This is a genomic window from Sutcliffiella horikoshii (assembly GCF_019931755.1).
GTDB classification, from domain to species: Bacteria; Bacillota; Bacilli; order Bacillales; family Bacillaceae_I; genus Sutcliffiella_A; species Sutcliffiella_A horikoshii_E.
Genome location: NZ_CP082918.1, coordinates 785,283 through 811,894, shown reverse-complemented (window position 1 = coordinate 811,894; position 26,612 = coordinate 785,283). Strand labels below are relative to the sequence as shown.

The window sequence follows — 26,612 nt, the reverse complement described above, 5'->3', positions numbered from 1 at the left end:
TTTCCTCCCTTCCATGATTTCTAGCTACTATTATGTTTCGTTTGGAATCAGGGATTGATACCGTGTATTGTTTTCCAATTGAATTTAAAAAAGCGGTTCGGCAACCATATGGTCACCGAACCGCCAATCCTACAAAAATCAGTTAAACACTCTGTCCTTAAACTGCGCAAGCTTCTCTAAGGAAGATTTCTCCACATCCGCATGCAAGCTGTTGCCATGTGAATCCATCGTTACAACCGCTGTAAAGCCTTCCACATTCAAGTGCCACATTGCTTCTGGAATACCGAATTCCATCAAATCTACACCGTCGACACCCTTGATACAATCAGCATAATATTGTGCCGCTCCACCGATTGCATTTAAATAAACGCCACCGTGCTCTTCTAATGCCTTTAACGTTTTCGCACCCATTCCGCCTTTACCCATGACTGCTCGGATACCGAACTTTTTCATGATATCTCCTTGATAAGGCTCCTCGCGAATACTTGTCGTTGGGCCGGCTGCTTTTACATGCCAGTTTCCTGCGTCATCTTTCAGCATAACTGGACCACAGTGGTAAATGATTTGGCCATCCAAATCAACTGGCGCATCATTGTCGCTCAAGTGTTTATGAATCGCGTCACGGCCCGTGTACATTCTGCCGTTGATGCGAACCACGTCGCCTACCTTCAATGAACGTATTTTCTCTTCTGTAATAGGCGCTTCCAGAACGATTTCAGTCGCTTCAGAAGTTGCTGCCACTTCTTCCTGTTCTGCCAACTCTTTGGAGAAGTCAATCATTTCCCCTTCTTGATACAACCACTCGTTAATCTCACCAGTTTCCGGACTGATTTTCACTCCTAAACGGCGATACGCCCAGCAATTGTAAGCAACTGATACGAAGAAGCTTGCTGGGATACGGTGTGCAACCCCGACCTTACAGCCAAGCAATGTTGTTTCGCCACCAAAGCCCATTGTTCCGATACCAAGCTTATTTGCATTTTCTATTACATACTCTTCAAGTTCTTTCAACTCAGGTACTGTGTTTTCATCATCAAGGCTGCGGAAAAGTTGTTCTTTCGCAAGCTCATAACCGGAAGTACGGTCACCACCGATTCCAACACCGATTACTCCGGCACTGCAGCCTTGTCCTTGTGCCTGGTACACAGAATGCATGACACATTTGCGGATACCATCAAGGTCACGGCCCGCACGGCCAAGTCCCTCAAGCTCACATGGCAAGCTGTACTGGATATTTTTATTCTCACAGCCTCCACCTTTTAAAATAAGGCGGGCATCAATATAATCTTTTTCCCACTGTTCAAACTTAATGACAGGTACTCCATCGCCCAGGTTGTCCCCGCTGTTTGCACCAGTTAAGGAATCCACTGAATTCGGGCGCAGTTTTCCGTCCTTTGTGGCCTGTACAATTGCTTCTTTAATTACCTTTTTTATTTCCAGCTGGTTTACGCCAACAGGTGTTTTTATTTTAAAAGTAGGCAGTCCTGTGTCTTGGCAAATTGGCGACACATTTTCGTCTGCCATTGTAATATTATTAGTAATTGTAGCAAGTGACATCGCTGCACGTGTTCCGGCACTTTCGCCAAGCTTTGCTTTTGCAATCGCACGACGCACATCTTTAGGCAGCTTTGTAGAGGTTTCTACGATCAAGTCATACATGCTCTCATATAATTTATTCATCTTTAACTCCCTCTCCTATCCCCAGTTGAAAAGTTATCTACGTTTCTTTTATACATCCTTCATTATACTTGTTCTAATTAGAAGGATAAAGCACTTTGTAACCGATTCCACCAAAACCCTAATGTCAGTTGGATTTTTGTGGTAAAGTGGAAAATAGATACATGAGAGATGGGAGAAACAAACATGGCACAGATTACACTTTTACAAACAAGACTAGAAGATGCAGAGCAATTGACTGCAATGATGAAAAAGACTTTTGATGAAGAAGCTCGTACATGGCTCGGTGCAGTAGACTCACATATCGTGGACTATAACATCCAACCGCCAGGCTACGATTCCGTACAAACTACTCGTTATATGATAGAAGAACTTACATACTATAAAATAATTGCGGATAGGCAACTTGTTGGAGGAATTATTTTGACGTTGACTGGAAGCCGATTTGGTCGGGTTGATCGGATTTTTATTGACCCTGATTTTCAAGGACAAGGCCTAGGTTCTGAAGTGATTAGATTAGTGGAAGAAGCACATCCCACTGTAACGACTTGGGATTTGGAAACCTCTCAGAGACAAAAAGGCAACCTTCATTTTTATGAAAAGTTGGGCTATGATCGTACGTTTGAAACAGAGGATGAAGTGTGTTACATCAAGCACATTGGCCGAACTGGTATGGCTGGGGAAAATGAATTTGAAGCATGCAATTTGGAAGATGCGACCTTTTATCAGACGAATTTAGCAAACAGCGCTTTCAGTAATAGCACTTTAGCAGGGGCTCATTTCAGCAATATCAATTTAAGCGGCTCTAAGTTTCAGAACATCAATTTTCGAGATACGTTGATTGCGGACTTGAATCTTTCTGGTAGTAGAGTGAAGCATGTGGAAATGAGTGGTGTGGAGTTTAGCGATACAACTATTGAAGGTGCGCCGGTAAGCTTCGAGCGCTGTGAGTTGATGGGGACTAGGTTTAACCATTGTAAGATGGCTGACGTGGAACTTAATGACTGCGACATTTCTGGAATGAAAATTGATGGGGTGTCTGTGGAGGAATTGTTGAAGGTTTATAGAATGGTGAAACAGTAGGATTGATTGGTTGCAAATTAGGGAGTGAAGGGGTGAAGCGAAGTATCAAGACCTCTCTTCAAGTTTTTTCAGCTCCATGAGGGCTTCATAACCTCTATCAAGACCTCTGTCACAGCTTTTACACCGTGAAAAGGTCTTCATATCCCCTATGAAGACCTCTGTTGCTGTTTTTACACCTTAAAGAAGTCTTCATAACCCCTATAAAGACCTCTGTCACAGCTATTACACCTTGAAGAGGTCCTCATCTCTTTATGGATGGCCCCCCTCTTACCAATCCTTCTTAAACTGATTATATTTCCCCTCTAAATCATCCAGCATCTGAATCAGGCGGTCGATGTCCTCTAAGTCCGTTGATTCTGGATCCAAGGAATCCACAACCTCTAAAAACATATTCAATCTATTTTTCAAGTAATCGACTTGGGAATCTTTGTTTTCTGTTGCTTTGCCCATAATAATCGCACCTTTCTGCTATTCCTGTAAGTTTTTCTTTATACTACCGTACTAAAGCACTTCCGGCAACCTTCGTATGAAATTTTCGGTCTGTATCCACGTGAATCATGATACAATGAAGGGTAAGGTTTTTTAATAAAGGAGTTTACGATGAAGACAACCATACTACCACCAATCACCCCTTCCTATGATCCATGGGAATCTTATTTAGATGTAAAAGAATACGGCCAGATGGAACTGACAAACGTAGAGTTTACCACGACGACGCTTTGTAACATGCGTTGTGAGCATTGTGCAGTCGGCTACACGTTACAACCAAAGGACCCTAAAGCCTTGCCGATAGAGTTATTACTTCAACGCCTGGAAGAAATTCCACGACTTCGTTCAATCAGCATCACGGGCGGTGAACCTATGATGAGCATGAAATCAGTGAACGAGTATGTCGTGCCACTGTTAAAGTATGCGCATGAACGCGGTGTGCGTACGCAGATTAATTCGAACTTAACGTTAGATTTAGCCAGATATGAGAAAATCATTCCTTACTTGGATGTGTTACATATTTCTCATAACTGGGGTACGATGGATGACTTTGTGGAAGGCGGATTTGCGATGATGGATCGTAAACCAACTTATGAGCAGCGTGCGAAATATTTTGAACGTATGATTGAAAATTCCAAGGCGTTAACTGCAGCCGGCGTCATTGTGTCAGCTGAAACGATGCTGAATAAACGTACGCTTCCACATATCGAGCATATTCATAAGCAAATTGTTAAGGAGATGAACTGCCAAAGGCATGAGGTGCACCCTATGTACCCAAGCGATTTCGCTAGCGGCATGGAGGTTCTTACCCTCGATGAGATGCGCGATGCGATACATCGTCTGCTTGATATGCGTGATGAAAATACATGGATGCTGTTTGGTACATTGCCGTTCTATCCTTGCAGCGATAATCCGGAAGATCGAGAATTACTGAAACGCGTCTATGAGGCAAAAAATGTGACGGTTCGAAATGATCCGGACGGACGCTCCCGTTTGAATGTGAATATCTTTAACGGAGATATCATTGTCACAGATTTTGGCGACACGCCTCCTCTTGGAAACATTCAAACAACAGACTTGCCGGCGGCGTATGAGAAGTGGAAAGAGACCTCCATTGCGAAAGAACTAGACTGTCACTGTCCTGCGGTTGCCTGTCTTGGACCTAACATATTAGTTAAAAATGCGTACTATCCAACCACGGATTTCACCATGCGCCAAACAAAATTGACCAAATAAACAAAAGCCTGGGACATCTACTCCCAGGCTTTTTTAGTGTGAAATTCAAGTGGTTGGCACTCTCGCTTTAAGTCTTTTACCTTTTACGGCGCAATAAAATCCTAAACTTATTAAAACAATTCCCATCAAGCTTGAACCTAAGATTAACGCTCCGTCCCATTCACGCGAGCTTCCTGCCAACTGCCATGCTTGATATGGTACGAATAATAGCAGAAAAATAATACCTATACCCCAAAGCAGTAATATGGCATGATGTTTATCTTCGTTTTCTATATAAGATGGCTTTTGCCTCAATTCAACTATGACCATTGTCCGAACAATACCTAACAAAACAAATAAACCTAAGACCAATAATACCAGGTGCATCATCGTGCTGATGACCTCCTTTTTATTCTCACTTTTAAAGACGCTTGAAGGCGGAAAAAGTTTCGGTCTGCGGCTGCTTTTCGTTCGACAAGGTAGTGGAGTTCTGTAACCTTTTATTACCCTGTTTTGAAAAGAATTGAAACTGGTAAAATAATCACAACTTTCAACATGAAAACACCAGCCCTTCGAATTAGGCTGGTGTAAGGCACAAGTACTATCTTGGGCGATCGGAAGCTGCAAAAATGAAACTAACATGGTCCTGTACCGGAATCCACGCCCCGATTCCTTGCGATGTCACGTTTTTCACAACAATTTTCATTTCTTTTCCTTTTAACACCAGGTAAACTTCACCGTACGTAATTTTCCCTTTCTCACTAACAGCCGGGGAGTACGCATACAGGTAGCCAAGTTTTTTTACAGGTATGTTATATACCTGATCCTTTTTCGTTCCAGCGCCTACAATGGTTTGGAAGGATAATGGAAGCTTCGTTTTATCCATCGCTTTTAACATCATCATTTCTTTTACATCATCAGCTGCCTCCACTTTGGAAGTCAAACCGCCTTTGACACTTTTTTGTGCTTCTTGTCGATAATGAAGCTGTTGCGGCACTTTTCCACCGCGGTTATCTGTGTAATTGGTGTTGATTTTTTGGTATTCCCAGTTAACGCTCGTTTCCGTGGATTCGTAAGAAAGCGGCCATTGTCCAAGGTAAATGGTTGCCCGATAGCCGATTGCCACTGGGGAAGGCGAAATGTTCGACTCATTTAAAATCTTGATCAGCTTCGGGTTTTCAATTTTCACATTGGAAGAATCAATCAGTTCTTGAGATAGCTCACTTGGCTGCAGGTATGGCACATCCTGTGAAGGATTTGGATACGTGTTGTCCTTAGAGATGTCTAAAACAGAATTAGGTACCTCCAGTTTTTTATTATCAGCCTTTACTTTTGTCTCTTCAGCGTGGACACTACTCATGGCGAAACCAAATGCGATAAAAGCTGCCAACATAATTTGAAGTATGCGCATGATGTGTATTACTCCTTTCAATCGTCTTGAAATCTATGTACTGTTATCTTTTTCGAAGCGATTTCAGATTATCCATGAAAGGTGAAACTTTTTACCAAATAAAAAACACGAAAGCTAATCTCAGCTCTCGTGTCGTAATTTTTTATATAGGTTTTCCAAACGCGGGTAGAAAATTTGAATTAATGGTCCGATCCCAAATGTGATGATAAATGTACCAATCCCAATCGGCCCTTTGAAAATAAGAGCGAAGATAAGGGCAAACACTTCCCCAATCGTTTTTGCCGTCATCATCTTGACCTTAAAACGATTTTGAATCCCAAGCATCAGGTTGTCAATTGGAATAACAGGAAACTTAGCTTGCAAATATGCCGATATCCCCACTGCCATGATGACCATTCCAGCTAAAAGGACAACAAAACGGAAAAACATCCCCACTGGAATCCATGTGCCGAACACCTGTATCAACCAAAAGTCGATAAAAATCCCAACAAGGAAAATCGTAATAACTGCCAGATAATCAGGTTTGCTTTTATGTAGCCAAGCATTAATCGCAATCAGGATAATCCCGACAATAAACACCCAGCTCCCTACCGTCAGCCCAAATGTGGTGGAAAGACCTACGTTAAGAGCATCCCACGCGCCAGCCCCCAAATCTGATTTTATCGTCAAACTAATCCCGAAGGATAAGACAAAAAGACCAATTAAATAAAATAATGTCCGTATAACCAATCTGATAACTCCTCTACAATTTACTGTCACTTGTCCTACTTTATCATTGTAAGCGTGAATCATCAAAATATGAAAAAGAAAAAAAAGATTAAATAAATCAGAATATTTTTAACATTACGTTTATATACTATAATTACCTAAAAACGAAGGAGGGATTAAAAGCTCCAAATCAGCTTAGAGTGAAGGAGTGATTTACACCTACACAGTGCACATATAAAGCTTTTTATTCCTTAGTTCAAAGCTTTAACCCCTTGGTACTTAGAAGTTATTGGTTGGCCCTACATGCTTTGGGACTCTGTGCAGCCTACCGCACAGAGTTTTTTTTGTGCCTTATAAAAGAAAGAATCCAATCCCCATGATCAAATATGCTGCAAGGATTGTCGCCCCTTCAAACCAGTTGGTCTCTCCGTCGTTCGAAATGACAATCGCAAGCAGGACGGCCGTTACCATTGAAATAAGCTCTGGTACCGTGAACACCAATGCCATCTGCTGTTCAAAAAAGATGGAAATCAGCACGAGTATTGGTGCGACAAACATCGCAATTTGCAAGGTAGAGCCAACCGCAATCTCTACTGCGATATCCATTTTATTTTTGTAGGCCATAATAATGGCGGATGCATGCTCTGCCGCATTTCCGACAATTGCAACGATGATAACCCCGATAAACAATTCAGACCAACCAAATGCCTCACCCACCTCTTCAAATGTATGAACGAGGCTTTCCGAAACATACGCTACTGCAAGTGTTGCCAACAAAAGGATAAAGATAGCTTTTTTCTTCCCCCACTCCGCTGTTTCGTGCTCTTCTGCCGCTCCCTCCGTTTCGGACGATTGATATACCCCGCGATGAGTCACTAGTTTGAAGAATAATGCCGCCAAATAGAGCAAAATCAGGATTAACGAAATCCCCACACTGAGAGCAAATGTATCACTTGGCCCCATCTCCTGTGCAAAAATTTCCGGAATAACAAACGCAACAAGGACCGCAAAAACTAACAAACCCGAATTATGACGAGCATCAAACACATTAAACTTTTGTCGCTTATACTTTAAACCTCCAACAAAAAACGAAAGGCCCATAACGAGTAATAGGTTTCCGAGCACTGAACCTGTAAGTGAGGCAAGCACTACTGTAATAAGTCCCGCTTTAAGCGCAAAGAATGCAATAATCAACTCCACGGCATTTCCAAAGGTCGCATTGATCAAGCCGCCCACCCTTGGACCCGTATGTACTGCGATACTCTCTGTCGCCCGCCCCATATAGCTTGCAAGCGCAACTATGGTTAAACTATATATAATGAACATCATTACAACCGGCCAATGAAGCAGCGACCCGAGGACAGATAAAGGAAAACCAATAGCAATCATAATAAGGAAAAATTTATACACGTGTACACCCGCTTTCTTCTTTTACCCTTATCATATCCCTGACCTATTCTTTTAATCGTAGAAACCTGACGACAACAGTGTTTAAAAATTCGTCAAACATGCCACATTAACGGGGAGTACTTTTAAATGAAAGGTGTAGAGGATAACGATGACTACCGACTTAAAAAGCAAGATCACTTCGATGTTCAGCAACCATAAAATCGGAACGCTCGCTACAATAAGAGGGGACCGCCCTTACTCCCGTTTCATGCTATTCTTCAATGAAGATCTGGTATTGTACTGTGCAACAAACGAGCACACTCATAAAATTGAAGATATAAAAGCGAACCCACATGTACATATCCTTCTAGGCATGGAGGGTACAAGTTGGAAGCAGCCTTACGCAGAAATAGAGGCAGAAGCAAGCTTTGAGGACAGTCTAGATTTGAAAAAGAAATTCTGGGATGAAAAACTGTCGGAGTGGATCAAAAGTCCGGACGATCCGGAATATTTGCTTCTAAAACTGACTCCTTCTGTTATTCGGTATTATGAAAAAGCAGGCAGTGAGGCGGAAGTGTTGGAGCAGCAGTAGAAGCCTTCTTATACTTATGGTAAGTTAAATATAACGACTAGAAAGCGGCCCTTCCCTTTAGGCCGCTTTTTTTATAGGAGGTCTCACCTTGCTGCGAACATCCCTTGCCAAAAAGATCATACGAGAAGTGAAAAATTTTATAGAAGAAGATTTAATTATCGTCGATACATCCGGAATCATCGTTGCAAGTACAGACCCTGATAGACTTGGTAAATTCCATGAAGGGGCTTATCTTGCGGCTTCGGATAAACAAATGCGAATTATCTCTAAGGTGGATGAAACGACTCTATCGGGTGTAAAAGCAGGCATCACCCTTCCCCTCTTCCATCAGCAAAAAGTTGTTGGGGTGATCGGCATTACAGGAACGCCAGAAAAAGTGCTTCCTTACGGGGAATTGATCAAGAAAATGACAGAGCTATTGATCCAAGAAAATCATTACCAGGATCAATTTGAGTGGGAAGCAAGATCGCTTGAGACATTTGTGTTTGATTGGTTATTGAAGGACGGACCATCCACTTCCATTAAAAAACGTGCTGAAGTGCTAGGTATAAACCTAGAAGTGAACAGGCAAGTTATTTTAATAGAGTTTCAGAGTGATGAAGCGCTCATGAAAACAAAAAGATGGCATTTTTCCGAATTGGATGTAGAGCTGAAGAAGGAAGATATTCTTGTGCAATGGGGACAGAACCGTATGATTTTACTTCTCGCAAGCAGTAGAATTTCAAGCAAGGAGGCTCTCCATACGCTTCTGACGAAATTCCAAGATCAACTCCAAAGCTATATAGGTGCACCTGTTTTTATGGGAATTGGAAAAGCAGGAAATTTTTCTTCGTTAAAAGATTCCTATCTGGAGGCTGAAAGAGCGCTGAATGCCTGTTCTATGGATGTGCCAATTACATTTGAAGAAGAACTTCGCCTTGAAATGATATTGCAAGCAATCCCTGTTGAGGTGAAAAAGGAGTTTGCTCAACGTCTCCTTTCTCCAGTCATATCCGAGAAGGACTTATTTGAGACGATTCAAGTCTACTTTACCCACCACTTATCCTTGAAAGAGACGGCCAAAGCCATGCACATTCATATAAATACCTTGCATTACCGTTTGCGTAAAGTGGAGATGTTAACTGATTTAGAATTGAAAAAACCACATGATTTGACCACTCTTTACCTTGCATGCATCCTTTTGGATGATTCTACAAATAATCACTAGTTAACCGCCTTTTACTTTAGATAAATATACATAGAGTTCCCCTCTTCCTTCTTATAAAATAAAGATAAGATGTTTTATAGACTGGGAGGTTTTTTTTATGATTAGTGAACGTTTAAAAAAACAATTTATCCATATTGTCGGATCCGAAAATTATCGGGACAGCAAGGCCGAAAAGCTTGTCTATTCTTATGATGCTACGCCGAATTATCAATCTATGCCGGATGCTATCATCGTTCCCCACAACACAGAAGAAGTCTCTCAAATCGTAAAGCTATGCAACGAACACCGCATTCCGCTCGTCCCTAGAGGATCTGGCACCAACCTCTGCGCAGGGACCTGTCCCACAGAAGGCGGTATCGTACTCCTTTTTACCCATATGAACAAACTCCTTGAGTTGGATGAAGAGAACTTAACAGTCACGGTTCAGCCCGGTCTTGTAACCCTTGATATGATTCAAGCTGTTGAAGCGAAGGGTTTATTTTATCCGCCAGATCCAAGTTCTATGAAGATTTCCACGATCGGCGGCAATATCAATGAAAATTCTGGTGGATTGCGCGGCTTGAAATATGGAGTTACTCGTGATTATGTTTTGGCTCTAGAAGCGGTTATGCCTAATGGGGATATCATCCGGACGGGCGGCAAGCTTGCAAAGGATGTTGCTGGTTATGACCTTACGAGACTATTTGTCGGTTCAGAGGGGACGCTTTGCATCATTACAGAAGCAACGTTGAAGCTTGTACCTATGCCGGAAACGAAACAGACGATGCTTGCCCTCTATCAAGATATCGAGGCCGCAGCCAAAACGGTTTCCACCATCATTTCCAATAAAATCATCCCTGCTACACTTGAATTTTTAGATCAACCGACCCTAGAGGTTGTCGAGGATTTCGCTAAAATAGGCCTCCCTACAGACGTGCAGGCAGTTCTTCTCATTGAACAGGACGGTCCTCTTGAAGTGGTGGCAAGAGATATGCAAAAAATACAGGAGATTTGTCTGGCAGAAAAGGCTGTTTCCGTGCAAGTGGCACAATCGGAACTGGAAGCAGAAGCATTGCGTACCGCCCGCCGCTCCGCTTTATCTGCACTGGCAAGACTGAAGCCAACGACGATTCTTGAGGATGCAACGGTCCCTCGCTCTGAAATTGCCACGATGGTAAAATCTATCAGTGAGATTGCGGTAAAGCATCAGGTGAAAATCTGTACATTCGGGCATGCAGGGGACGGCAACCTTCACCCAACAGTAGCGACAGATGCTCGCGACCACGAAGAAATGGAACGTGTCGAAGCGGCATTTGAAGACATTTTTGCAAAGGCCATCGAGCTTGGCGGAACCATCACTGGCGAGCACGGAGTCGGAATGATGAAGGCACCTTACCTGGAGTGGAAGCTAGGGGCAGAAGGTATTGCAGCCATGAAGGCCATTAAACTGGCATTCGACCCGAACAACATCATGAATCCTGGCAAAATTTTTGCGAAGGAATCCAGAAAACGGGTGGTGGTGTCAAAATGACCTCAATAAAAGAAAAACAAGTCATTCAAGACGAATTCAAAAGTCGCATGGATGAAGATGAACTGCTGAACTGTATGCGCTGCGGCTTCTGTCTCCCATCATGTCCCACCTATGTGGAGTCAGGTTTTAAAGAATCCCAATCCCCACGGGGCCGAATCGCTTTAATGAAAGCAGTGGTCGACGGGGTGATAGAACCTGATGAAGATGTAGAGCGCACTCTTGATCTGTGCTTAGGCTGCAGAGCTTGTGAGCCTGTTTGTCCTTCAGGCGTAAAATATGGCCACCTGCTCGAGGAGGCACGTGACATCATCAATCAAAATAAAAAACACTCGCTTCCGGTCCGTGTCTTGCGAAAAACTGTCTTTGAAGGGCTGTTTCCTCACCAAAATCGTATGAGGATAATGACAAACTTTCTCGGAATCTATCAACGGTCGGGACTTCAAAGCGCTGTTCATCACACCGGTTTGCTGAGATTGTTACCTGACAGCATGGCAAGCATGGAACGGGTGCTCCCAAAAGTTCCTAGCATGAGGGAAATGAAGGATCGTCCTACTAATTTGCCAGCACTTGAAACAAAGAAAAAAAGAGTAGCATTTTTTTCCGGTTGCTTGATGGATACCATGTTCCTTAAAACAAACGATGCCACAATGAAGCTTTTGCAGCATGCAGGCTGTGAAATTGTCATACCAAAGGAGCAGAATTGCTGTGGGGCGCTTCACGGACATAGCGGGGAAAAGGATCAAGGCAAGGAGCTTGCAAAGCGGAATATCGCTGCGTTTGAAGACTTGGAAGTGGACTATATCATCACCAATGCAGGTGGGTGCGGAGCCTTTCTTGTTGACTACGACCATCTCCTGAAAGATGATCCCGAGTGGGCAGAACGGGCCCTTTCCTTTAAAAAGAAAATCAAAGATATGTCAGCTATTTTGGTAGAACTGAAGTTTCATGAGAAAGTTTTGTCGGTGCGACCTCAACGAGTGACCTATCAAGATTCCTGCCATCTTCGCAATGTACAGGGCACATTTCTCCAGCCAAGGTTGTTATTGCAGGCCGTAGGTGGTGCAGACTTTTATGAGATGAAAGATGCCGATCGTTGTTGCGGCTCTGCGGGAATCTACAACATCGTCGAGTCCGAAATGTCCATGCAGATCCTGGACCATAAAATGGAGAAAGTAGCCGAAAGTATGGCGACAACCATCGTGACTGCAAATCCCGGGTGTCTTTTGCAGATGAAGCTTGGGATTGAGAGAGAAGGGTTGACCGGAGTGCTGAGGGCCGTTCATATTGCTGACTTTTTATTAGAGGGGTTGGAGGGGAAATTAGAAGGTAGTAAATAGTTTTGGGAACGTTGAATCCCATTTTGGATTTCACGTAATAGTAGATTTCATGGCTAAGATGACAGAACTGCAGTGAACGGGGGAGTTTTGTCATTGGAGAGCTTGAACGATGACAAAACTTCAACGATTGAGGGATTTCTGTCACCGGAGAGCGGCAACGATGACAAAACTTCAACGATTGAGGGATTTCTGTCACCGGAGAGCGGCAACGATGACAAAACTTCAGCGATTGAGGGATTTCTGTCACCGGAGAGCGGGAAGACCTCGCTCCTTTTGATTTTCACACTTGAGAAATCTTCATAGCTCGGATGAAGACCTCTCTCTTTTGATTTTCACGCAAGAGAGGTCTTCATGAACCCGATGAAGACCTCTTCCCTTTGATTTTCACGCAAGAGAGGTCTTCATAACTCAGATGAAGACCTCTCCCCTTCGATTTTCACGCCAGAGAGGTCTTCATCTCATATGTGAACTCTCAACTGCTTTTACACAATTTTTCAAATCGTCACTTTCCCAAGCACCACCTGCTTGGCCGCACCAGTAGCAGTAGGTACATTATTCGGCACACCGAACAACGTCTCATTTGCCAATAAAGCAAACGCCACCGCCTCTTTAGACTCGCTGGAAAATCCCAAATCCTCTTGGGTCTTCACCACAAAGCCACCTAACTCTTTCAAGAAACGGAGAAGGGTAGCATTATAAGCCCCTCCGCCACTCACCACAAGAGTGTCTACTCCACCTGGCAGGAATCGACCTAATTGATCTACAATAGTCAAAGCTGTAAACATCGTGACCGTTGCCAAAATGTCTTCGGAAGAAAGTCCCTTCACAAGCATTTTATCGACTAGCTTCCTAGTATAAGCAGCCCCAAACAACTCCCTCCCCGTACTTTTAGGTACAGGTAACGTAAAGTAAGGATGGTCCATCAACTCTTTTAAAATATCTTCGTTGATCGTACCCTTAGCTGCCATCTCTCCGTTTTTATCAAACTGGAATTTACCTTCCGTCAGAATATTCATCGCCTCATCCATAATCATATTACCCGGTCCCGTATCAAAAGCAATCACATCAGAAGCAGAACCACCTTTAGGAAGATAGGTCACATTCCCAATTCCTCCAATGTTCTGCAAGGCGATATTCTCCGTATCCGACCGGAAAAGCAAATGATCCACATAAGGAACTAATGGTGCACCTTCCCCACCTGCAGCCATATCGCGCACCCTGAAATCAGAAACAACAGGGCATTGAAACTTCTCTGCAAGAACGGAAGCTTCACCAATCTGCATGGTCGATTTTACTAAGCACATATCCTGCTGATTTACAGGGATATGATAGATTGTTTGACCATGGGACCCAATGAAGTCAATATCTTCCACGCGCAAGCTTGCATTTTCCACAACAGAGCGAGCGGCTGAAGCAAACAGTTGGCCGAGTTCAAAATTAAGACTGCACAGTTTATCCACAGAGCTCTCAGCAGGGTTAAACTGTTTAAAAATCTTCTTTCTCAAGTCTTGAGGTATATCCACCGTATCAAAGGCAAGTTGTTGATAACTCAGCTCTTCACCGCTGCTTTTCACAGAAATGATAGCAACATCCACACCATCTACAGATGTTCCAGACATGATGCCGATTCCGATTCGCTCTGGTTTACTTGTTACGTTTATTAGTGTTTGAAACATCGTTAATTTACCTTTGCTGTTCCAAGTGTGATAGGCAGCTTCCCCTTTGCTTCTATTTCACCTAAGAGGAATTTGCTAACCGATTGAAGGGCTAGCTTCCTGCTTTCATACGTAAGAATATAAGTGGATACCTCTGGGAACTTAACCACATCATAAGGACTTCTCAACGCAATGACGCCTACTTTATCCCCATATTCCTTAACAAGTTTCCGAACAAGATCCGCCTGGGAATCGTGCTGAACGGCTTGATATGTCGCAACCATTATTTTATCCACACCAGAAGCTGCTAAAATCAACTTTTCCACCACTTCATCCTCTGGAGTAACAGAAACGATGACTTCAGTTAGATTTGGCAACTTTTCCTCTAAGAAACTACCAATGGTGACCTCTGAATATAATGTATCATCTGCTCCTGAAGTGACATATGGATCTACAGATATCAGTAGAATCTGCTCTTCTGACTGAAGTGGAAGTAGTCCTTCCCTTTCCTTTACAAACGTGATGCTCGCCTCACTTGCTTTTTGCGCAAGTTCTGTATGTTTAACAGAGCCGATTTCACTTTTACAATCCGTCCATTCAGCGCTGTTTTCTTGAAGATTACGTACTTCCTTCAAATTAAGAACCCTCTCCACCGCTGCGTCAATTTGCTGCAATGAGATGCGGCCCGATTCAACTGCTTTTATCACCGCTTCTATCGCCCTTGTCTGGCGCTCAAATGTATGACTGATAAGGACTTGATCGATTCCCGCTTCGACTGCCAGGATAGCAGCTTCTTCTATGCCATAGTAATCAATAATGGCATTCATCTCCATGCAATCGGTCACAACCACACCCTCATAGCCCATTTCTCCACGTAGTAATTCCGATACAACCTTACGGGACAAAGTCGAAGGAACTTTCTCTGGATCTATAGAAGGAAATGCCACATGTGCGACCATGACAGCGTCCACTCCATGCTTAAACGCTTCATAAAATGGAACCAGTTCCAACTCTTTTAATCTCTCTAAATCATGATGAACCACCGGAAGGTCTAAATGTGAGTCCACACTAGTATCTCCATGCCCGGGAAAATGTTTTACAACTGCAGATACATTGGCATCCTGCAATCCATTCACACTCTGAACACCCATCCTTGCAACAAACTCTGCACTCTCGCCATAAGAACGAACACCGATGACAGGGTTCAAAGGATTGTTGTTCACATCGATGCATGGCGCGTAATTCATGTTTATTCCAAGCAAGCGGAGTTCTGTCCCCACTACTTTTCCTAGCTGGTAAACTGTCTCTTCATTACCTCCTGCGCCGAGTGCCATGTTCCCCGGGCTTAACGTCACACCCTCTGTTATCCGGGCAACCATTCCTCCCTCTTGATCAATGGAGATGAAAAGTGGAGCTGTTCCCGCATCCTTGGCAGCTTTTTGCAATTCTTTTGTAAGCGCATGAAGCTGTTTAGGGTCCTCCACATTTCGTGCAAAATAAATGACTCCACTAATGTGATAATCTTTTATTAGTTTCACTATCTCCCCAGAAGGGGCAGTACCGTGAAATCCCGCAACAAACAATTGACCTACTTTTTCGTGCAATGTCATCTCGTGAATTGTCTTCATCCCAAGTCCTCCTCTATCAGTCATATAGTAATATCGAATCTATTCGTTTCTGCCAGTCATCTAATCCTTTGTCCCAACTGTCTGCTGCAACTTCATACGGCACACGAGAGTCAATTGCCATCCGAACTTTTTCCGTTCCCCATAATAGGTCGGCAAAAGGGTGCATCCCTTCTTTAAAAGGTTCTAGCCACTCCGCCTCTTCATGAACGGAAAAGATAGAATGCAAGAATTCATAGGCGGCTTTGGATACTTGTAAAGAGTGCCGATCTGTAATCAACAGTTGAACTCCCTTACAAAGTTCATCAGCGTGCTTACTCATGTTTGGTGTAAAATAAGCGGGAATAAGCTCCACACCATCAATATTTTTATCAGCAAAATGCTTGATCATCTCTTCCGGCTTAAACCATGGCGCACCAATCCACTCAAACGGTTTGGTCGTGCCTCTTCCTTCTGAAAGGTTCGTTCCTTCGATAAAGCATGTAACGGGATAATACAAAGTGGTGGAAAAGTGCGGAATGTTTGGGGATGGCGGAATCCATTGCTGCTGCCATTGATCGCCCCACATGCTCCGGTCCCAATTCTTCACCTCGTACACAAGCAACTCCACTTCCGGATATAACTCCTTTTGAATCAGCCTTGCATATTCCCCTATCGTCAAACCAAGACAAACAGGCAGGGAATAAGGACCGACAAAAGAGACAAACTCAGACTCCAGGATATTCCCTGACGTAAGTGGTGCAATGGGATTGGGACGGTCCATTACCACAAATGCCGTTCTAGTCTGCTGACAAGCCTCCATGATGTACTTAACTGTAGCTAAATATGTATAAAATCTTACTCCAACATCTTGAATATCAAAAAAAATGGCATCTACATCTTCTAACAACTCTGTAGATACCTTTTTGGATGGTCCGTATAAGCTAAAAACAGGCAATCCTGTCTTTTCATCGATAAAATCTTCTACATGCACACCTGCCTGAACATCTCCTCTTACTCCATGTTCACAGGCAAATAGTTTATGAAGGGTTATTCCTTCCATTTCATTCAACACGTCGATAGTAGAGCGGAAATCAGAAGTGATACCTGTTTGATTCGTAACAAGGGCAATTCGTTTCCCACTCCATATACTTGGTTTTTCATCCACAAAACGATCGATTCCATATAATACTTTGGCCATGTTTCCCTCCTAAATATTTGCCGTTTCCCAACTATCGATGTTTTCTTCTGTAGCAATGACGGTACTAGTCACAATATTATTGAAAAGTGTCGCAAGGGCAGGGAAAATAATGAAAAGGCCCACGACAGTTAATAACAATAAAGCAAAGACCGATAAGATTTGGAAGAACGATAGAATGGTATACAACGGATTTTTCACCAAAAGTTTTACACTGGTGAAGATACTATCCTTTAATGAATACTCAAATTTCACCAATAAAGGAACGGTATAAATCTGACTTAAGAAAACCATTCCGCAGAAATACGTCTGAAAGCATGCTAATGCAAAGGCAAACGTTCCACCCACTTGATTATAATGCCACCAAGAAGCAGCAATGATGATGACAAAAAAGGATAAAAATAAGCTGTATCCGATACTTGGAAGAAAATATCGTTTTACCCCCTGAAAGAAACTTTTAATCACAGATGTGCTTCTATCAAGCAATAACTGCTGAACCGCCCACGCGGCCCCAACAAGTAAAGGCCCCATTACAATCATGACGTATACAATAGAAAATGGCAGTTTAATAAGAAAGAAGGATGGACTAAGTACCGTCACCATTATAAGGCTGATCATGACCATAGAAACTATATGTTTGTAATACTCTCTCCCTGTGACTCTTATAATTTGTGTTAATCCATCCATTACACTCTCTCCTTTAAAATCTTTTCTTGGTTGTATTCGCTAATGTCTATTAAAATATTCTTTTCTCTGTTGCAGGATTAAACAGATGCATTTTATCCAGGTTGAATACATAGTTTTTCGCTTCCCCAGGACGGACAAAACTCTCACCATGTACTTTCGCCGTAATCATTCGATCGCCAATCGAGAAATACACAAGGTTCTCTCCACCTAAATGTTCCATCGCCTTTACCTTGATGGCCGTTTTATTATTGGTTGGAACGGTGAACGCAAACTCTTCGTCATAAATATCTTCCGGTCGTAAACCCAAGATAACTTTTTTGCCAACATAATCTGAATATTGTTTAACAAGTCCTTCTGGAATAGTGAAGGAAATATCACCGATTCTTAATGTAGAGGCCGTTTCAAGAACTGCATCGAAAAAGTTCATTGGCGGTGAACCGATGAATCCCGCAACAAACATGTTTGCAGGGTTTCGGTATAATTCTCTCGGTGAAGCTATCTGTTGTACTTCACCTTTATTCATGACCACAATTCGTTCTCCAAGTGTCATTGCTTCCACCTGATCATGTGTAACATATACAATTGTTGCCCCTAATCTCTGATGCAATTCTGCTAACTCGATACGCATTTGCACGCGTAACTTGGCATCCAAATTGGATAAAGGTTCGTCAAAAAGGAACACTTTCGGATCACGGACAATCGCCCTTCCAACGGCAACACGCTGGCGTTGTCCCCCACTCAATTCTTTTGGTTTTCTATCAAGCATCTCATCAAGCCCAAGGATTCTGGAAGCATATTGAACTTTCTTTTTAATTTCTTCTTTGGACACCTTCATATTCTTTAATCCAAATTCAAGGTTCTGTTCAATCGTCATATGCGGGTATAGCGCATAATCCTGGAACACCATCGCGATATCTCTATCTTTTGGGTGCATATTGTTTACTACTTTATCTCCAATGTAAATGTTTCCTGAAGTTTGTCTTTCAAGTCCTGCGATCATGCGGAGGGAAGTCGTCTTTCCACATCCGGATGGTCCTACAAATACAAGAAATTCTTTATCTTTTATCTCAAAGCTGGCATCATTTACAGCAGTGAAGGTTCCGCCACGCTTTTCGTCCACGAAGGTTTTTGTGATGTTTTCCATAATGATACTTGCCATTTCTTCCACCTATCCTTTCACTGCACCTATTGTAATTCCTTGTAAGAAGTAACGCTGTAATGCAAAGAACAATATGAACATTGGCAATGCAGCAAGCATGGATCCTGCCATCATTGCTCCATAGTCTGTTGCATCTTGGAATTTAAAGCTAGCCAATCCAACTTGTATCGTTCTCATGGAACTGGATTGCGTAACAAGGAACGGCCAAAAGAATTCATTCCAGGTAGACACAAACGTGAAAATTGCTAACACCGCCACACCGGGCTTAGATATCGGTAATATAATCTTTCTGAATATGCCAATCTCACTGCACCCGTCAATACGGGCAGCTTGAATGAGAGTGGTGGGAAGTGTAGACATATACTGTTTCATCAAGAAGATGTTGCCCACTACTGTAAACATCGGGAGCATAATGGCTAAATATGTATCTACTAACCCGAATACGTTTACGATCATGATGTAGACCGGAATTAATGTTACCTGCGCTGGTATCATCATCGTACCAAGCAGTAACCAGAAAATAGTGTTTCTTCCAGGGAATCGTAGTTTCGCAAATGCGTACCCTGCTAGAGAAGAGAAAATTACATTTGATAACGTTAAGACGGATGATACGAAAATACTATTAAATAACCAACGTAGTGCATCGGTTTCTGTCAAAAATCGAATATATGTCGCAAGTGTCACTTCGGAAGGGAACCATTCAGGTTTGAATGAGACACTGACAGTGGTATCCCGGAAAGAGGAAATTAACATCCAATATAGAGGGATGATGGTGATAATTACCCATAAAATCAGAATGCTGTAACTGATCACACTATAAATCTTCTTTTTGCGATTTCTTGCTTTTTCTTTTTTCAAGGCTATTTCTGCATAATTTTGATTGCTTACCGTTGTCGTTTCCAAAAGATGTTTCCTCCTTTCCTAAAATTCCACATCAGATGACATCACTTTGAATTGTATGACAGAAGCCAAAATAATTACTGCTCCAAGCACAAATGATTCTGCCGCCGCCAAACCGAATTTATAATATTCAAATGCGTGTGTATAAATTAAATAGGCAATGGTGGTAGTCGCAAAGTTTGGACCACCTTGAGTCATAAGATAGATACTCATGAACACTTGGAAACTCATAATGATACCTGTTACTAAAAGATACAAAGTGGTAGGCTTCAATAATGGCCAAGTGATATTTCTGAATTTCGACCACTCAGACGCATGATCGATATCTGCTGCCTCATAAAGAGATTTCGGAATCCCTCCAAGTGCTGCGAGGTAAAGAATAATACCGGCGCCATGTCCTGTCAGATAAGACATTAGCATGATAGAAAATAATGCTGTACTACTCTGCCCGAGCCACATGATGTTATCGATACCAAAAAGTCCTAGGAACATATTAAAAAGTCCCGCAGAGGTTGGATCATAAATCCAGAACCATACTAATGCGATCGTTACCCCAGAAGCTACCGTCGGAAGATATAACGATGCTTTGAAGAAAGTTTGAGCCTTTTTGGCACGCGGAAAAATCAATACCGCCAAAAATAGAGTGATGGCAACATTTACAGGTACTGTACCCACTGTGAAAATGAATGTATTCCACATAGCTTTCCAAAAGATATCATCGTTCACCATTGTTTGATAGTTTTCCAACCCTACCCATGTGGAACCTAACACATGATAGTTTTGAAAACTCATAATAAAGGCGTAACCTACTGGAAATAGTGTAAACATTAGAAAGAGGATGATAGGAACAGCTATGAAGGCATAACACCATCCATAATCTTTTATAAACTGGGAGAAATTAAATTTGTTGGTAGTTGCGGCTGCTGCCGGTTTCGCTGACATGTCTACACCTCCTTGAAAATAAAAGAGGAAGAGCGTTACCCCCTCCTCTTTTCCTTCTACCTTACTTAAAGATTTCCTCGCCCTTGGTCTTAAACGTTTCTAACGCCTCTTCAGGTGTCAATTCCCCGCTCAGAAGACCTTGGAATGTTGGGATGACAACTTCTGTACGGAAGCGATCATCTTTTGCCGCCATTTCAGCACTTGCGTTAGCTGGTGGTAAAACTTTAGAAGCCAGAACTTCCGCAGCCGTTTCATTATAAGGCGCTAATGGCATTTCAAACTTGCCTTCAGCATCTTTATGGACTTGTGGCAATGCTAATGCTGCTGCAGCTTTACCAGCCTCTGCACTTGTCAGGTGCTCTAATACTTTAACGCTGTTATTTAAGTGTTCTTCTTTTGCATTCTTTTGAGTGAATAACATGTATCCTTCAGATCCACCGAATGATACTTGCTCTTCCCCTTCGTTATGAGGGATTGGCAATAGAACGAAATCTACTTCCTCTCCTTCAATTTTACCTGCTTTGATTTCTTCATTGTGAGCTTCTACTACTGGGTCAAAATAAGGAATAGCGCGCCCAAAGAACATTGCTTGGTGGTTATAGAACAATTCCATACGTTTTGCTGGATCAACTGCAGCCGTTTCTTTTGGCATGATACCAGAATCAACCAAGTTCGAGATATATTTCATTGTGTCTAAAATTTTATCGTCATTCCAAGTCGTTCCATCCGCAGTATAGCGGCTTGGAAGACCATTGTTCATCGCTAAATGAACAAGAAGTTCTTCGTTGTTTCCTTGGAATACAAATCCGTAAGTATCTTCACCAGAGTCTTTCTTGCCAACACCTTTAGATGCTAGTTCTTCAAACTCATCCCAAGTCCAGCCTTCTTGTTGGATCTTTTCGTAGTCAACGCCAGCAGCTTCTAGCATTTGTTTGTTTCCACCCCATACATGTAAGAACATGTAAATTGGTAATCCATATAGATTATCTTCAATTTTCATATAGTCTAAGGCAACTTCATTATAATCATCTTGAGAAACATTTAACTTGTCATTAAGGTTTACAATCAAACCGGAATCCACATATTTACCTTGTGGTTTTCCAAAATAAACATCTGGTGGATTTCCAGAGTTCAAGGCAATATCAAACTTCTGTGGACCCTCCGCCCAACTTAGTACTTCATATTCTACTTTAATGTCTTCATTTTCTTTTTCGAATGAAGCAATCAACTCTTCTAGTTCTGCTTCATATTCACCATGAACAGGATATGTCCAAACTGTTACAACGTCTTTTCCATCGGATGATGTCGATGAATTGTTGGAGCAACCAAGAACCACGGCAGCTACAAGCAACATGACCATCATTAAACTTAAACCCCTTTTCAACACCAATTCCCCCTTGAAAATTATTATTTATTATAAGCCTTTATAGCCTTATAAACGAATCCATTTGCGTCACTTAATAACTCTGCCGCCTTGTCTTTATTGACTTGGCAGGTGAAAATGATAATGGCAATTTTCGGATTACCCTCTGATTGGTCAAAGAGCTCACTGGCTTCTTCAAACGAGCAGCCCGTTACATTTTGGATAATCCTTTTTGCACGGTCTACCAGTTTTTTATTTAATGGTTGAACATCCACCATCAAGTTGTTATAAACTTTTCCTAGTTTCACCATTGAAGTGGTTGTAATCATATTCAGAACCAGCTTTTGTGTGGTACCAGCTTTCATTCTTGTGGATCCAGTAATAACTTCTGGACCTACCTCTATATTAATCTTATAATCTGCTACTTTATTAAGGGCGGAATCCTTTGTGCAGGTGAAGGAAACAGTGCTTGCTCCAAGCTTCTTCGCTTCCTTAAGAGCACCAATCACATAAGGAGCTCTCCCACTCGCCGTGATCCCAATAACAACATCATGAAGCCTCACCCCATTGCTGTGCATGTCGGATGCTCCAAGTTCTTCACTATCTTCCGCACCCTCCACCGCTTTAAAAATGGCCGTTTCCCCACCAGCGATAACCGCCTTCACCATTTCTGACGGAGTTCCAAAAGTAGGAGGGCACTCGGAGGCATCCAGGATTCCAATTCTGCCGGACGTTCCTGCGCCAACATAGAAGAGGCGTCCACCCATCTCAAAAGACTTCACCACTTGATCAACCACTTTAGTAATGCTTGGTATCTCTCTTTTTATATGTATGGGTACCGTTTGATCTTCCTCATTGATGATTTCGAGGATTTCTTCGGTAGATTTACGGTCAATCTTTAATGTTTTTGAATTCTGCTGCTCCGTCACTAAATCTTGTAAATTTTCTAATCCCATCATCACCATCACCTTTTTTTGTAACTCTTAATTATCTGTATGTCTTATTGATTGTCTCTCTGGATTTTTTCAAATATTCGACTGATTGTTCAAAGTCAATTGCTGCAACTGCTGTGAATAATATGTCTATTACATTTAATTGCGAGATTCTAGAAGAAGTTGCCGCACTTCTGATAGAAGATTCCATAGAAGAGATGGATAAAGAAATATCGGAAAGCTCCTTCAACGTATTATTTCCGTATTTCGTAATCGCGATTGTTATAGCTCCTGCCTTTTTTGCTTCCCTTATCGCTTCAATTGTCTGTGTTGTTTCTCCTGAATAAGATATCCCAACCGCTACATCACCCTTGGTCATTGTTGTAGCAGAAGTCAGTTGAAGATGGGAATCGCTATATGCGGTGCAAAGTTTGTTAATCCGCATGAATTTCTGCTGAGCATCCTGCGCGATGAGTTGTGATGCTGCCACCCCGTAGAAGTCTATCCTATTTGCTTTATGCAGCAACTCAACTGCTTGACTTACTTCCTCTTTATCAAGTAATTCCAATGTGTCGCGTAATGACTTGATATTGTTTTCAGTAATGGTCTTCATAAATGTCGGAATATCGGCATTATATTTAAACTCATGATATGCTTCTTGGGTGTTGGACGAGATGCTTGTAACATCTCCTGCGATTCGCAGCTTCAGCTCCTTGTATCCATCTAAGCCAATTTTCTTGCAAAGCCTGATGATAGCAGCTTGACTGGAATTGCTTTTATCAGCTAATTCTTTTACTGATAATGTGCAAACTTCCTCTGGGTGCTCAAGTATAAAAGTAGCGGCATTCCTCTCCGCCGGATTGATCGTTGATAATGCTTCACGTAATCGTAATAGTCCACCATTCATTTTCTATCATCCTTTTACATCCGTTTTCACCCATGTTGTTAACTCTTCTTCCAACCTTTTCACAAACGAAGGAGTGATGTTTTTCCCTATTTCCTTATGCGCAGCATAGATAGCACCTGCCACAGGATGTTGGGCTGCCAGCTTGAAAGAAAACGGCGAACGCTCTTTCAACCCTTTTTCTTGCAAATAAGTTATGATCTCTTTGGCATGCTGATTGATTCCGCCTGTTAACACAATAGGTATTTGTTTGTGGTCGCCTTCGCGCTCATATAACTTTTTAAATAGTAAAGTAATGTCTTTTAACATGGAGTCTGCTGCTTCATGTAGGAATTTGATGGCTCTTTCATCACCTTTATCAGAAAGCTCAATCACAATTTTAGCAATGGACGCCACTCGGTCCCGGCTTTTCCCCATCTCATACATAACGGGGATTAATTCAGGGACAGTTTCCACGTAAAATTGGCGTAGAATTCGATTTGCCATTTCGCCAGGTAACTCACCATGATCCAATTCAGAAAAAATATGTTCCAACGCTTTTTTCCCTACTGCAAATCCACTATACTCATCGCCAATCAGGAAACCCCAGCCACCGACACGGTCACGTTTTTGGCTGTCATTGATACCATAAACGATAGAACCCGTTCCGCTGATACATACAATTCCTGGTTGGCCTTTAGTTTCCGAATAAAGTGCTGTCACAGCATCGTTATCTACGAAAATAGTGGCAAGCGGACCTGTGAACTCTCTCAACAACTTGATGAACCACTCTTTTTTTCCGCCACTTTCGACACCTGATATTCCTGCAAAAACAACATCTTTTTCTGTAAGCGCTTTCCCTTTTGTTAAAATAGAAAACAACTCATTGATTTCATGACGAACTGTTTCTTCGGACGAACTATTCGGGTTAGAAGGACCTACCGTTTTAAATGCAAGGATGTTTCCATCCTTGTCTACAGCCACTCCGGTAGTCTTGGTGCCTCCCCCATCAATGCCTATGATCATTGTCTTTCCCCTAACACTTTTAATAAGATAAGTATAAATTTTCTGACATTTAGTGTCAACGATTATTTTTAATTTTGAAACTTAATTTCAAAAATGGTTCTAAAAAACCACTCGGGGAGAGTGGTTTCTATTGATTATTAATCATCAACTCGTGTGTCCAAATCTACTTCGATACATTCTAGTTTCTTGTTTGAAATTAGTGCATCGAGCATCTGATTACTTCCCCCGAAAATCGTGAAATCAAGGTCATAGTCGGTGAACATGCACCAGCTTCGGTCTTCAGGCCACCAATATGTGGGCGATGCCAATCCGTCCATGTCCCCCTTGTTGTATATATTGAATATATCGATGAGTTCGCCTGTATATAAATGCCCGTTTTCTATTTCGTGATTGGGAATCCTGCCTATTAGTTTAAGGATATTATAGAAGAAGTAGCATGTTTTTTCTTTTGTGAAGGGTGCCAGTACCTTGGTCATTTCCTTGAGTACATCCAGATTGATACGACCTTCATCAGGATAGATCAAATATCTTGGACAGCCGCCGAGCTTTCTTTCAATTGATATACTGCTGATCTTTTTGTCATAAGGGATGTCATATTTTTCAGCGAGCTCCTTCAAGGTAATCCCTTCTCCTAAATCGTTTTTCACCTCATCATTTGGATGAATCTGGTTCCAAAGAAGTGTCTCATCTCGGATACTTCGGTCTCGATAAAAAGTAGAATTCATGATTTTGCAATAGTGGGTATAACGATTTGGGATTAGATTGCCCACCTTGCCGCCATTCCAATTTTCCAAATCAACACTTACTGTATCTTTTTCTATCCATTCATAGGCGTTTAGATCATTCATTTTCTTTATCAACTTTTCCCGCCTCTTTCTATTGTTCTGTCAAAATAACCGGCCCATTCTTTGTGATGGCAATGGTATGTTCATATTGTGCGGAAAGCTTTCCATCTACTGTTCTCGCCGTCCATCGATTATCGTCCATCTTACTGTGCCAAGTGCCTTCGTTTACCATCGGTTCAATGGTGATGACCATTCCTTCCTTTAGACGGACACCCCGCCCAGGCGAACCAAAATGGAACACTTGCGGCTCTTCATGAATGTTCTTGCCAATACCGTGCCCAGTAAAATCACGGACAACCGAATACCCTTCTCCCTCTACATACGTTTGAATAGCATGACCGATATACCCCAGACGGTTGCCGATAACAGCCTGTTCAATTCCAATATATAAGGATTTTTTCGTCACATCCATCAGCTTTCTCGCTGCATCACTCACCTCACCAACTGCATAGGTCCAGGCCGAATCAGCGAGTGCACCATTTAAATTTACTACCATATCAATCGTGACCAGATCTCCTTTTTTTAGGGGTATCTCTCTCGGGAAGCCGTGACAGATCTCATCATTAATGGAAGCACAAGTGGCAAACTGATATCCCTTGTAACCGTATTGCTCCGATTTAGCACCATTCTTTTTTAGGAATGCATCCACATACTTATCAATCTGCATGGTGGTAATACCTGGTCTGATCATTTTCGCCAATCGTCTGTGGCAGGCAGCCAAGAGTTTCCCGGCCTTTGCCATTGCTTCAATTTCTCTTTCGGATTTTAGAATTATCATTGTTTTTGCACCCTTATCTGTT

26 protein-coding genes are annotated in these 26,612 nt (G+C 42.2%); 7 read left to right on the top strand and 19 right to left on the bottom strand.

The features are described from left to right. Positions 1–138: 138 nt before the first annotated feature. Positions 139–1,680: a fumarate hydratase gene (locus tag K7887_RS04240; RefSeq protein ID WP_223492340.1), complete on the bottom strand. Its 1,542-nt coding sequence runs from the start codon at positions 1,678–1,680 to the stop codon at positions 139–141. Between the two features lie 183 nt (positions 1,681–1,863). Between K7887_RS04240 and K7887_RS04235 the strand changes: the two genes are divergently transcribed. Then, complete coding sequence (locus K7887_RS04235) at positions 1,864–2,760, top strand: GNAT family N-acetyltransferase (RefSeq protein WP_223492339.1); 897 nt, start codon at positions 1,864–1,866, stop codon at positions 2,758–2,760. A 267-nt stretch (positions 2,761–3,027) separates the two neighbouring features. On the opposite strand, the gene K7887_RS04230 is transcribed toward K7887_RS04235, so the two are convergent. Continuing rightward, complete coding sequence (locus tag K7887_RS04230) at positions 3,028–3,210, bottom strand: SE1561 family protein (RefSeq protein ID WP_204415028.1); 183 nt, start codon at positions 3,208–3,210, stop codon at positions 3,028–3,030. A 150-nt stretch (positions 3,211–3,360) separates the two neighbouring features. On the opposite strand from K7887_RS04230, the gene yfkAB reads away from it, so the two are divergent. Further along, on the top strand, positions 3,361–4,485 hold the full coding sequence (gene yfkAB / locus K7887_RS04225) for a radical SAM/CxCxxxxC motif protein YfkAB (RefSeq protein ID WP_223492338.1): 1,125 nt from the start codon (positions 3,361–3,363) through the stop codon (positions 4,483–4,485). Positions 4,486–4,530: 45 nt separating this feature from the next. On the opposite strand, the gene K7887_RS04220 is transcribed toward yfkAB, so the two are convergent. From K7887_RS04220 to cax, 4 genes are all read right to left on the bottom strand, one after another. After that, complete coding sequence (locus K7887_RS04220) at positions 4,531–4,854, bottom strand: hypothetical protein (protein ID WP_223492337.1); 324 nt, start codon at positions 4,852–4,854, stop codon at positions 4,531–4,533. Positions 4,855–5,065: 211 nt separating this feature from the next. Beyond that, positions 5,066–5,824, bottom strand: coding sequence for a YfkD famly protein (locus tag K7887_RS04215; RefSeq protein WP_223493578.1), 759 nt, complete (start codon positions 5,822–5,824; stop codon positions 5,066–5,068). A 171-nt stretch (positions 5,825–5,995) separates the two neighbouring features. Further along, positions 5,996–6,604, bottom strand: coding sequence for a YczE/YyaS/YitT family protein (locus tag K7887_RS04210; protein WP_223492336.1), 609 nt, complete (start codon positions 6,602–6,604; stop codon positions 5,996–5,998). A 330-nt stretch (positions 6,605–6,934) separates the two neighbouring features. Then, on the bottom strand, positions 6,935–7,972 hold the full coding sequence (gene cax / locus K7887_RS04205; RefSeq protein ID WP_399209665.1) for a calcium/proton exchanger: 1,038 nt from the start codon (positions 7,970–7,972) through the stop codon (positions 6,935–6,937). 169 nt (positions 7,973–8,141) lie between these two features. Between cax and K7887_RS04200 the strand changes: the two genes are divergently transcribed. The 5 genes from K7887_RS04200 (at position 8,142) to K7887_RS04180 (ending at position 12,921) form a co-directional block, all read left to right on the top strand. After that, positions 8,142–8,564 (top strand): pyridoxamine 5'-phosphate oxidase family protein, encoded by a 423-nt coding sequence (locus K7887_RS04200; protein ID WP_223492334.1) that lies wholly within the window; start codon positions 8,142–8,144, stop codon positions 8,562–8,564. Between the two features lie 88 nt (positions 8,565–8,652). Then, on the top strand, positions 8,653–9,771 hold the full coding sequence (locus tag K7887_RS04195; protein ID WP_223492333.1) for a CdaR family transcriptional regulator: 1,119 nt from the start codon (positions 8,653–8,655) through the stop codon (positions 9,769–9,771). Between the two features lie 97 nt (positions 9,772–9,868). Further along, positions 9,869–11,281 (top strand): glycolate oxidase subunit GlcD, encoded by a 1,413-nt coding sequence (gene glcD, locus K7887_RS04190; protein ID WP_223492332.1) that lies wholly within the window; start codon positions 9,869–9,871, stop codon positions 11,279–11,281. After that, positions 11,278–12,618, top strand: coding sequence for a (Fe-S)-binding protein (locus tag K7887_RS04185; RefSeq protein ID WP_223492331.1), 1,341 nt, complete (start codon positions 11,278–11,280; stop codon positions 12,616–12,618). The genes glcD and K7887_RS04185 overlap by 4 nt, the downstream gene beginning before the upstream one ends. 93 nt (positions 12,619–12,711) lie before the next feature. Then, complete coding sequence (locus tag K7887_RS04180) at positions 12,712–12,921, top strand: hypothetical protein (RefSeq protein ID WP_223492330.1); 210 nt, start codon at positions 12,712–12,714, stop codon at positions 12,919–12,921. Between the two features lie 191 nt (positions 12,922–13,112). Here the strand turns inward: K7887_RS04180 and K7887_RS04175 are convergent, their stop codons facing one another. The 13 genes from K7887_RS04175 to map all read right to left on the bottom strand — a co-directional run bounded on the left by K7887_RS04175 (position 13,113) and on the right by map (position 26,590). Next, positions 13,113–14,294, bottom strand: a complete 1,182-nt coding sequence (locus K7887_RS04175) for an anhydro-N-acetylmuramic acid kinase (RefSeq protein WP_223492329.1) — start codon at positions 14,292–14,294, stop codon at positions 13,113–13,115. A gap of 2 nt (positions 14,295–14,296) precedes the next feature. Further along, on the bottom strand, positions 14,297–15,901 hold the full coding sequence (gene nagZ, locus K7887_RS04170) for a beta-N-acetylhexosaminidase (RefSeq protein WP_223492328.1): 1,605 nt from the start codon (positions 15,899–15,901) through the stop codon (positions 14,297–14,299). Between the two features lie 16 nt (positions 15,902–15,917). Beyond that, complete coding sequence (locus tag K7887_RS04165) at positions 15,918–17,078, bottom strand: exo-beta-N-acetylmuramidase NamZ family protein (RefSeq protein WP_223492327.1); 1,161 nt, start codon at positions 17,076–17,078, stop codon at positions 15,918–15,920. A 9-nt stretch (positions 17,079–17,087) separates the two neighbouring features. Next, positions 17,088–17,762, bottom strand: coding sequence for a hypothetical protein (locus K7887_RS04160; RefSeq protein ID WP_223492326.1), 675 nt, complete (start codon positions 17,760–17,762; stop codon positions 17,088–17,090). 49 nt (positions 17,763–17,811) lie between these two features. Further along, the gene (locus K7887_RS04155; protein WP_223492325.1) at positions 17,812–18,921 is read right to left on the bottom strand and encodes an ABC transporter ATP-binding protein; all 1,110 of its coding nucleotides are present in this window, start codon (positions 18,919–18,921) and stop codon (positions 17,812–17,814) included. Positions 18,922–18,930: 9 nt separating this feature from the next. Then, on the bottom strand, positions 18,931–19,734 hold the full coding sequence (locus K7887_RS04150; protein WP_399209663.1) for a carbohydrate ABC transporter permease: 804 nt from the start codon (positions 19,732–19,734) through the stop codon (positions 18,931–18,933). A 108-nt stretch (positions 19,735–19,842) separates the two neighbouring features. Continuing rightward, positions 19,843–20,763 carry a carbohydrate ABC transporter permease gene (locus K7887_RS04145; protein ID WP_223492323.1) on the bottom strand — a complete coding sequence of 307 codons (921 nt, stop codon included), beginning with the start codon at positions 20,761–20,763 and terminating at the stop codon, positions 19,843–19,845. 61 nt (positions 20,764–20,824) lie between these two features. Continuing rightward, the gene (locus tag K7887_RS04140) at positions 20,825–22,147 is read right to left on the bottom strand and encodes an ABC transporter substrate-binding protein (protein ID WP_223492322.1); all 1,323 of its coding nucleotides are present in this window, start codon (positions 22,145–22,147) and stop codon (positions 20,825–20,827) included. Positions 22,148–22,170: 23 nt separating this feature from the next. After that, positions 22,171–23,082 carry an N-acetylmuramic acid 6-phosphate etherase gene (murQ, locus tag K7887_RS04135; protein ID WP_223493577.1) on the bottom strand — a complete coding sequence of 304 codons (912 nt, stop codon included), beginning with the start codon at positions 23,080–23,082 and terminating at the stop codon, positions 22,171–22,173. A gap of 31 nt (positions 23,083–23,113) precedes the next feature. Continuing rightward, on the bottom strand, positions 23,114–23,965 hold the full coding sequence (locus K7887_RS04130; protein ID WP_223492321.1) for a MurR/RpiR family transcriptional regulator: 852 nt from the start codon (positions 23,963–23,965) through the stop codon (positions 23,114–23,116). Positions 23,966–23,971: 6 nt separating this feature from the next. Beyond that, the gene (locus K7887_RS04125) at positions 23,972–24,967 is read right to left on the bottom strand and encodes an N-acetylglucosamine kinase (protein WP_223492320.1); all 996 of its coding nucleotides are present in this window, start codon (positions 24,965–24,967) and stop codon (positions 23,972–23,974) included. A gap of 137 nt (positions 24,968–25,104) precedes the next feature. After that, positions 25,105–25,827: a hypothetical protein gene (locus K7887_RS04120; protein WP_223492319.1), complete on the bottom strand. Its 723-nt coding sequence runs from the start codon at positions 25,825–25,827 to the stop codon at positions 25,105–25,107. A 16-nt stretch (positions 25,828–25,843) separates the two neighbouring features. After that, entirely contained in the window at positions 25,844–26,590 is a 747-nt protein-coding gene (map, locus tag K7887_RS04115; RefSeq protein WP_223492318.1) for a type I methionyl aminopeptidase, read from the bottom strand. Between the last annotated feature and the right edge of the window lie 22 nt (positions 26,591–26,612).

Bases quoted from the DNA above. Each gene is read 5' to 3' on its own strand.
- K7887_RS04240 (WP_223492340.1), bottom strand. From the start codon at position 1,680: ATGAATAAATTATATGAGAGCATGTATGACTTGATCGTAGAAACCTCT.
- K7887_RS04235 (WP_223492339.1), top strand. From the start codon at position 1,864: ATGGCACAGATTACACTTTTACAAACAAGACTAGAAGATGCAGAGCAA.
- K7887_RS04230 (WP_204415028.1), bottom strand. From the start codon at position 3,210: ATGGGCAAAGCAACAGAAAACAAAGATTCCCAAGTCGATTACTTGAAA.
- yfkAB (WP_223492338.1), top strand. From the start codon at position 3,361: ATGAAGACAACCATACTACCACCAATCACCCCTTCCTATGATCCATGG.
- K7887_RS04220 (WP_223492337.1), bottom strand. From the start codon at position 4,854: ATGATGCACCTGGTATTATTGGTCTTAGGTTTATTTGTTTTGTTAGGT.
- K7887_RS04215 (WP_223493578.1), bottom strand. From the start codon at position 5,824: ATGAGTAGTGTCCACGCTGAAGAGACAAAAGTAAAGGCTGATAATAAA.
- cax (WP_399209665.1), bottom strand. From the start codon at position 7,972: ATGATTGCTATTGGTTTTCCTTTATCTGTCCTCGGGTCGCTGCTTCAT.
- K7887_RS04200 (WP_223492334.1), top strand. From the start codon at position 8,142: ATGACTACCGACTTAAAAAGCAAGATCACTTCGATGTTCAGCAACCAT.
- glcD (WP_223492332.1), top strand. From the start codon at position 9,869: ATGATTAGTGAACGTTTAAAAAAACAATTTATCCATATTGTCGGATCC.
- K7887_RS04185 (WP_223492331.1), top strand. From the start codon at position 11,278: ATGACCTCAATAAAAGAAAAACAAGTCATTCAAGACGAATTCAAAAGT.
- K7887_RS04175 (WP_223492329.1), bottom strand. From the start codon at position 14,294: ATGTTTCAAACACTAATAAACGTAACAAGTAAACCAGAGCGAATCGGA.
- nagZ (WP_223492328.1), bottom strand. From the start codon at position 15,901: ATGAAGACAATTCACGAGATGACATTGCACGAAAAAGTAGGTCAATTG.
- K7887_RS04165 (WP_223492327.1), bottom strand. From the start codon at position 17,078: ATGGCCAAAGTATTATATGGAATCGATCGTTTTGTGGATGAAAAACCA.
- K7887_RS04160 (WP_223492326.1), bottom strand. From the start codon at position 17,762: ATGGATGGATTAACACAAATTATAAGAGTCACAGGGAGAGAGTATTAC.
- K7887_RS04155 (WP_223492325.1), bottom strand. From the start codon at position 18,921: ATGGCAAGTATCATTATGGAAAACATCACAAAAACCTTCGTGGACGAA.
- K7887_RS04145 (WP_223492323.1), bottom strand. From the start codon at position 20,763: ATGTCAGCGAAACCGGCAGCAGCCGCAACTACCAACAAATTTAATTTC.
- murQ (WP_223493577.1), bottom strand. From the start codon at position 23,082: ATGGGATTAGAAAATTTACAAGATTTAGTGACGGAGCAGCAGAATTCA.
- K7887_RS04130 (WP_223492321.1), bottom strand. From the start codon at position 23,965: ATGAATGGTGGACTATTACGATTACGTGAAGCATTATCAACGATCAAT.
- K7887_RS04125 (WP_223492320.1), bottom strand. From the start codon at position 24,967: ATGATCATAGGCATTGATGGGGGAGGCACCAAGACTACCGGAGTGGCT.
- map (WP_223492318.1), bottom strand. From the start codon at position 26,590: ATGATAATTCTAAAATCCGAAAGAGAAATTGAAGCAATGGCAAAGGCC.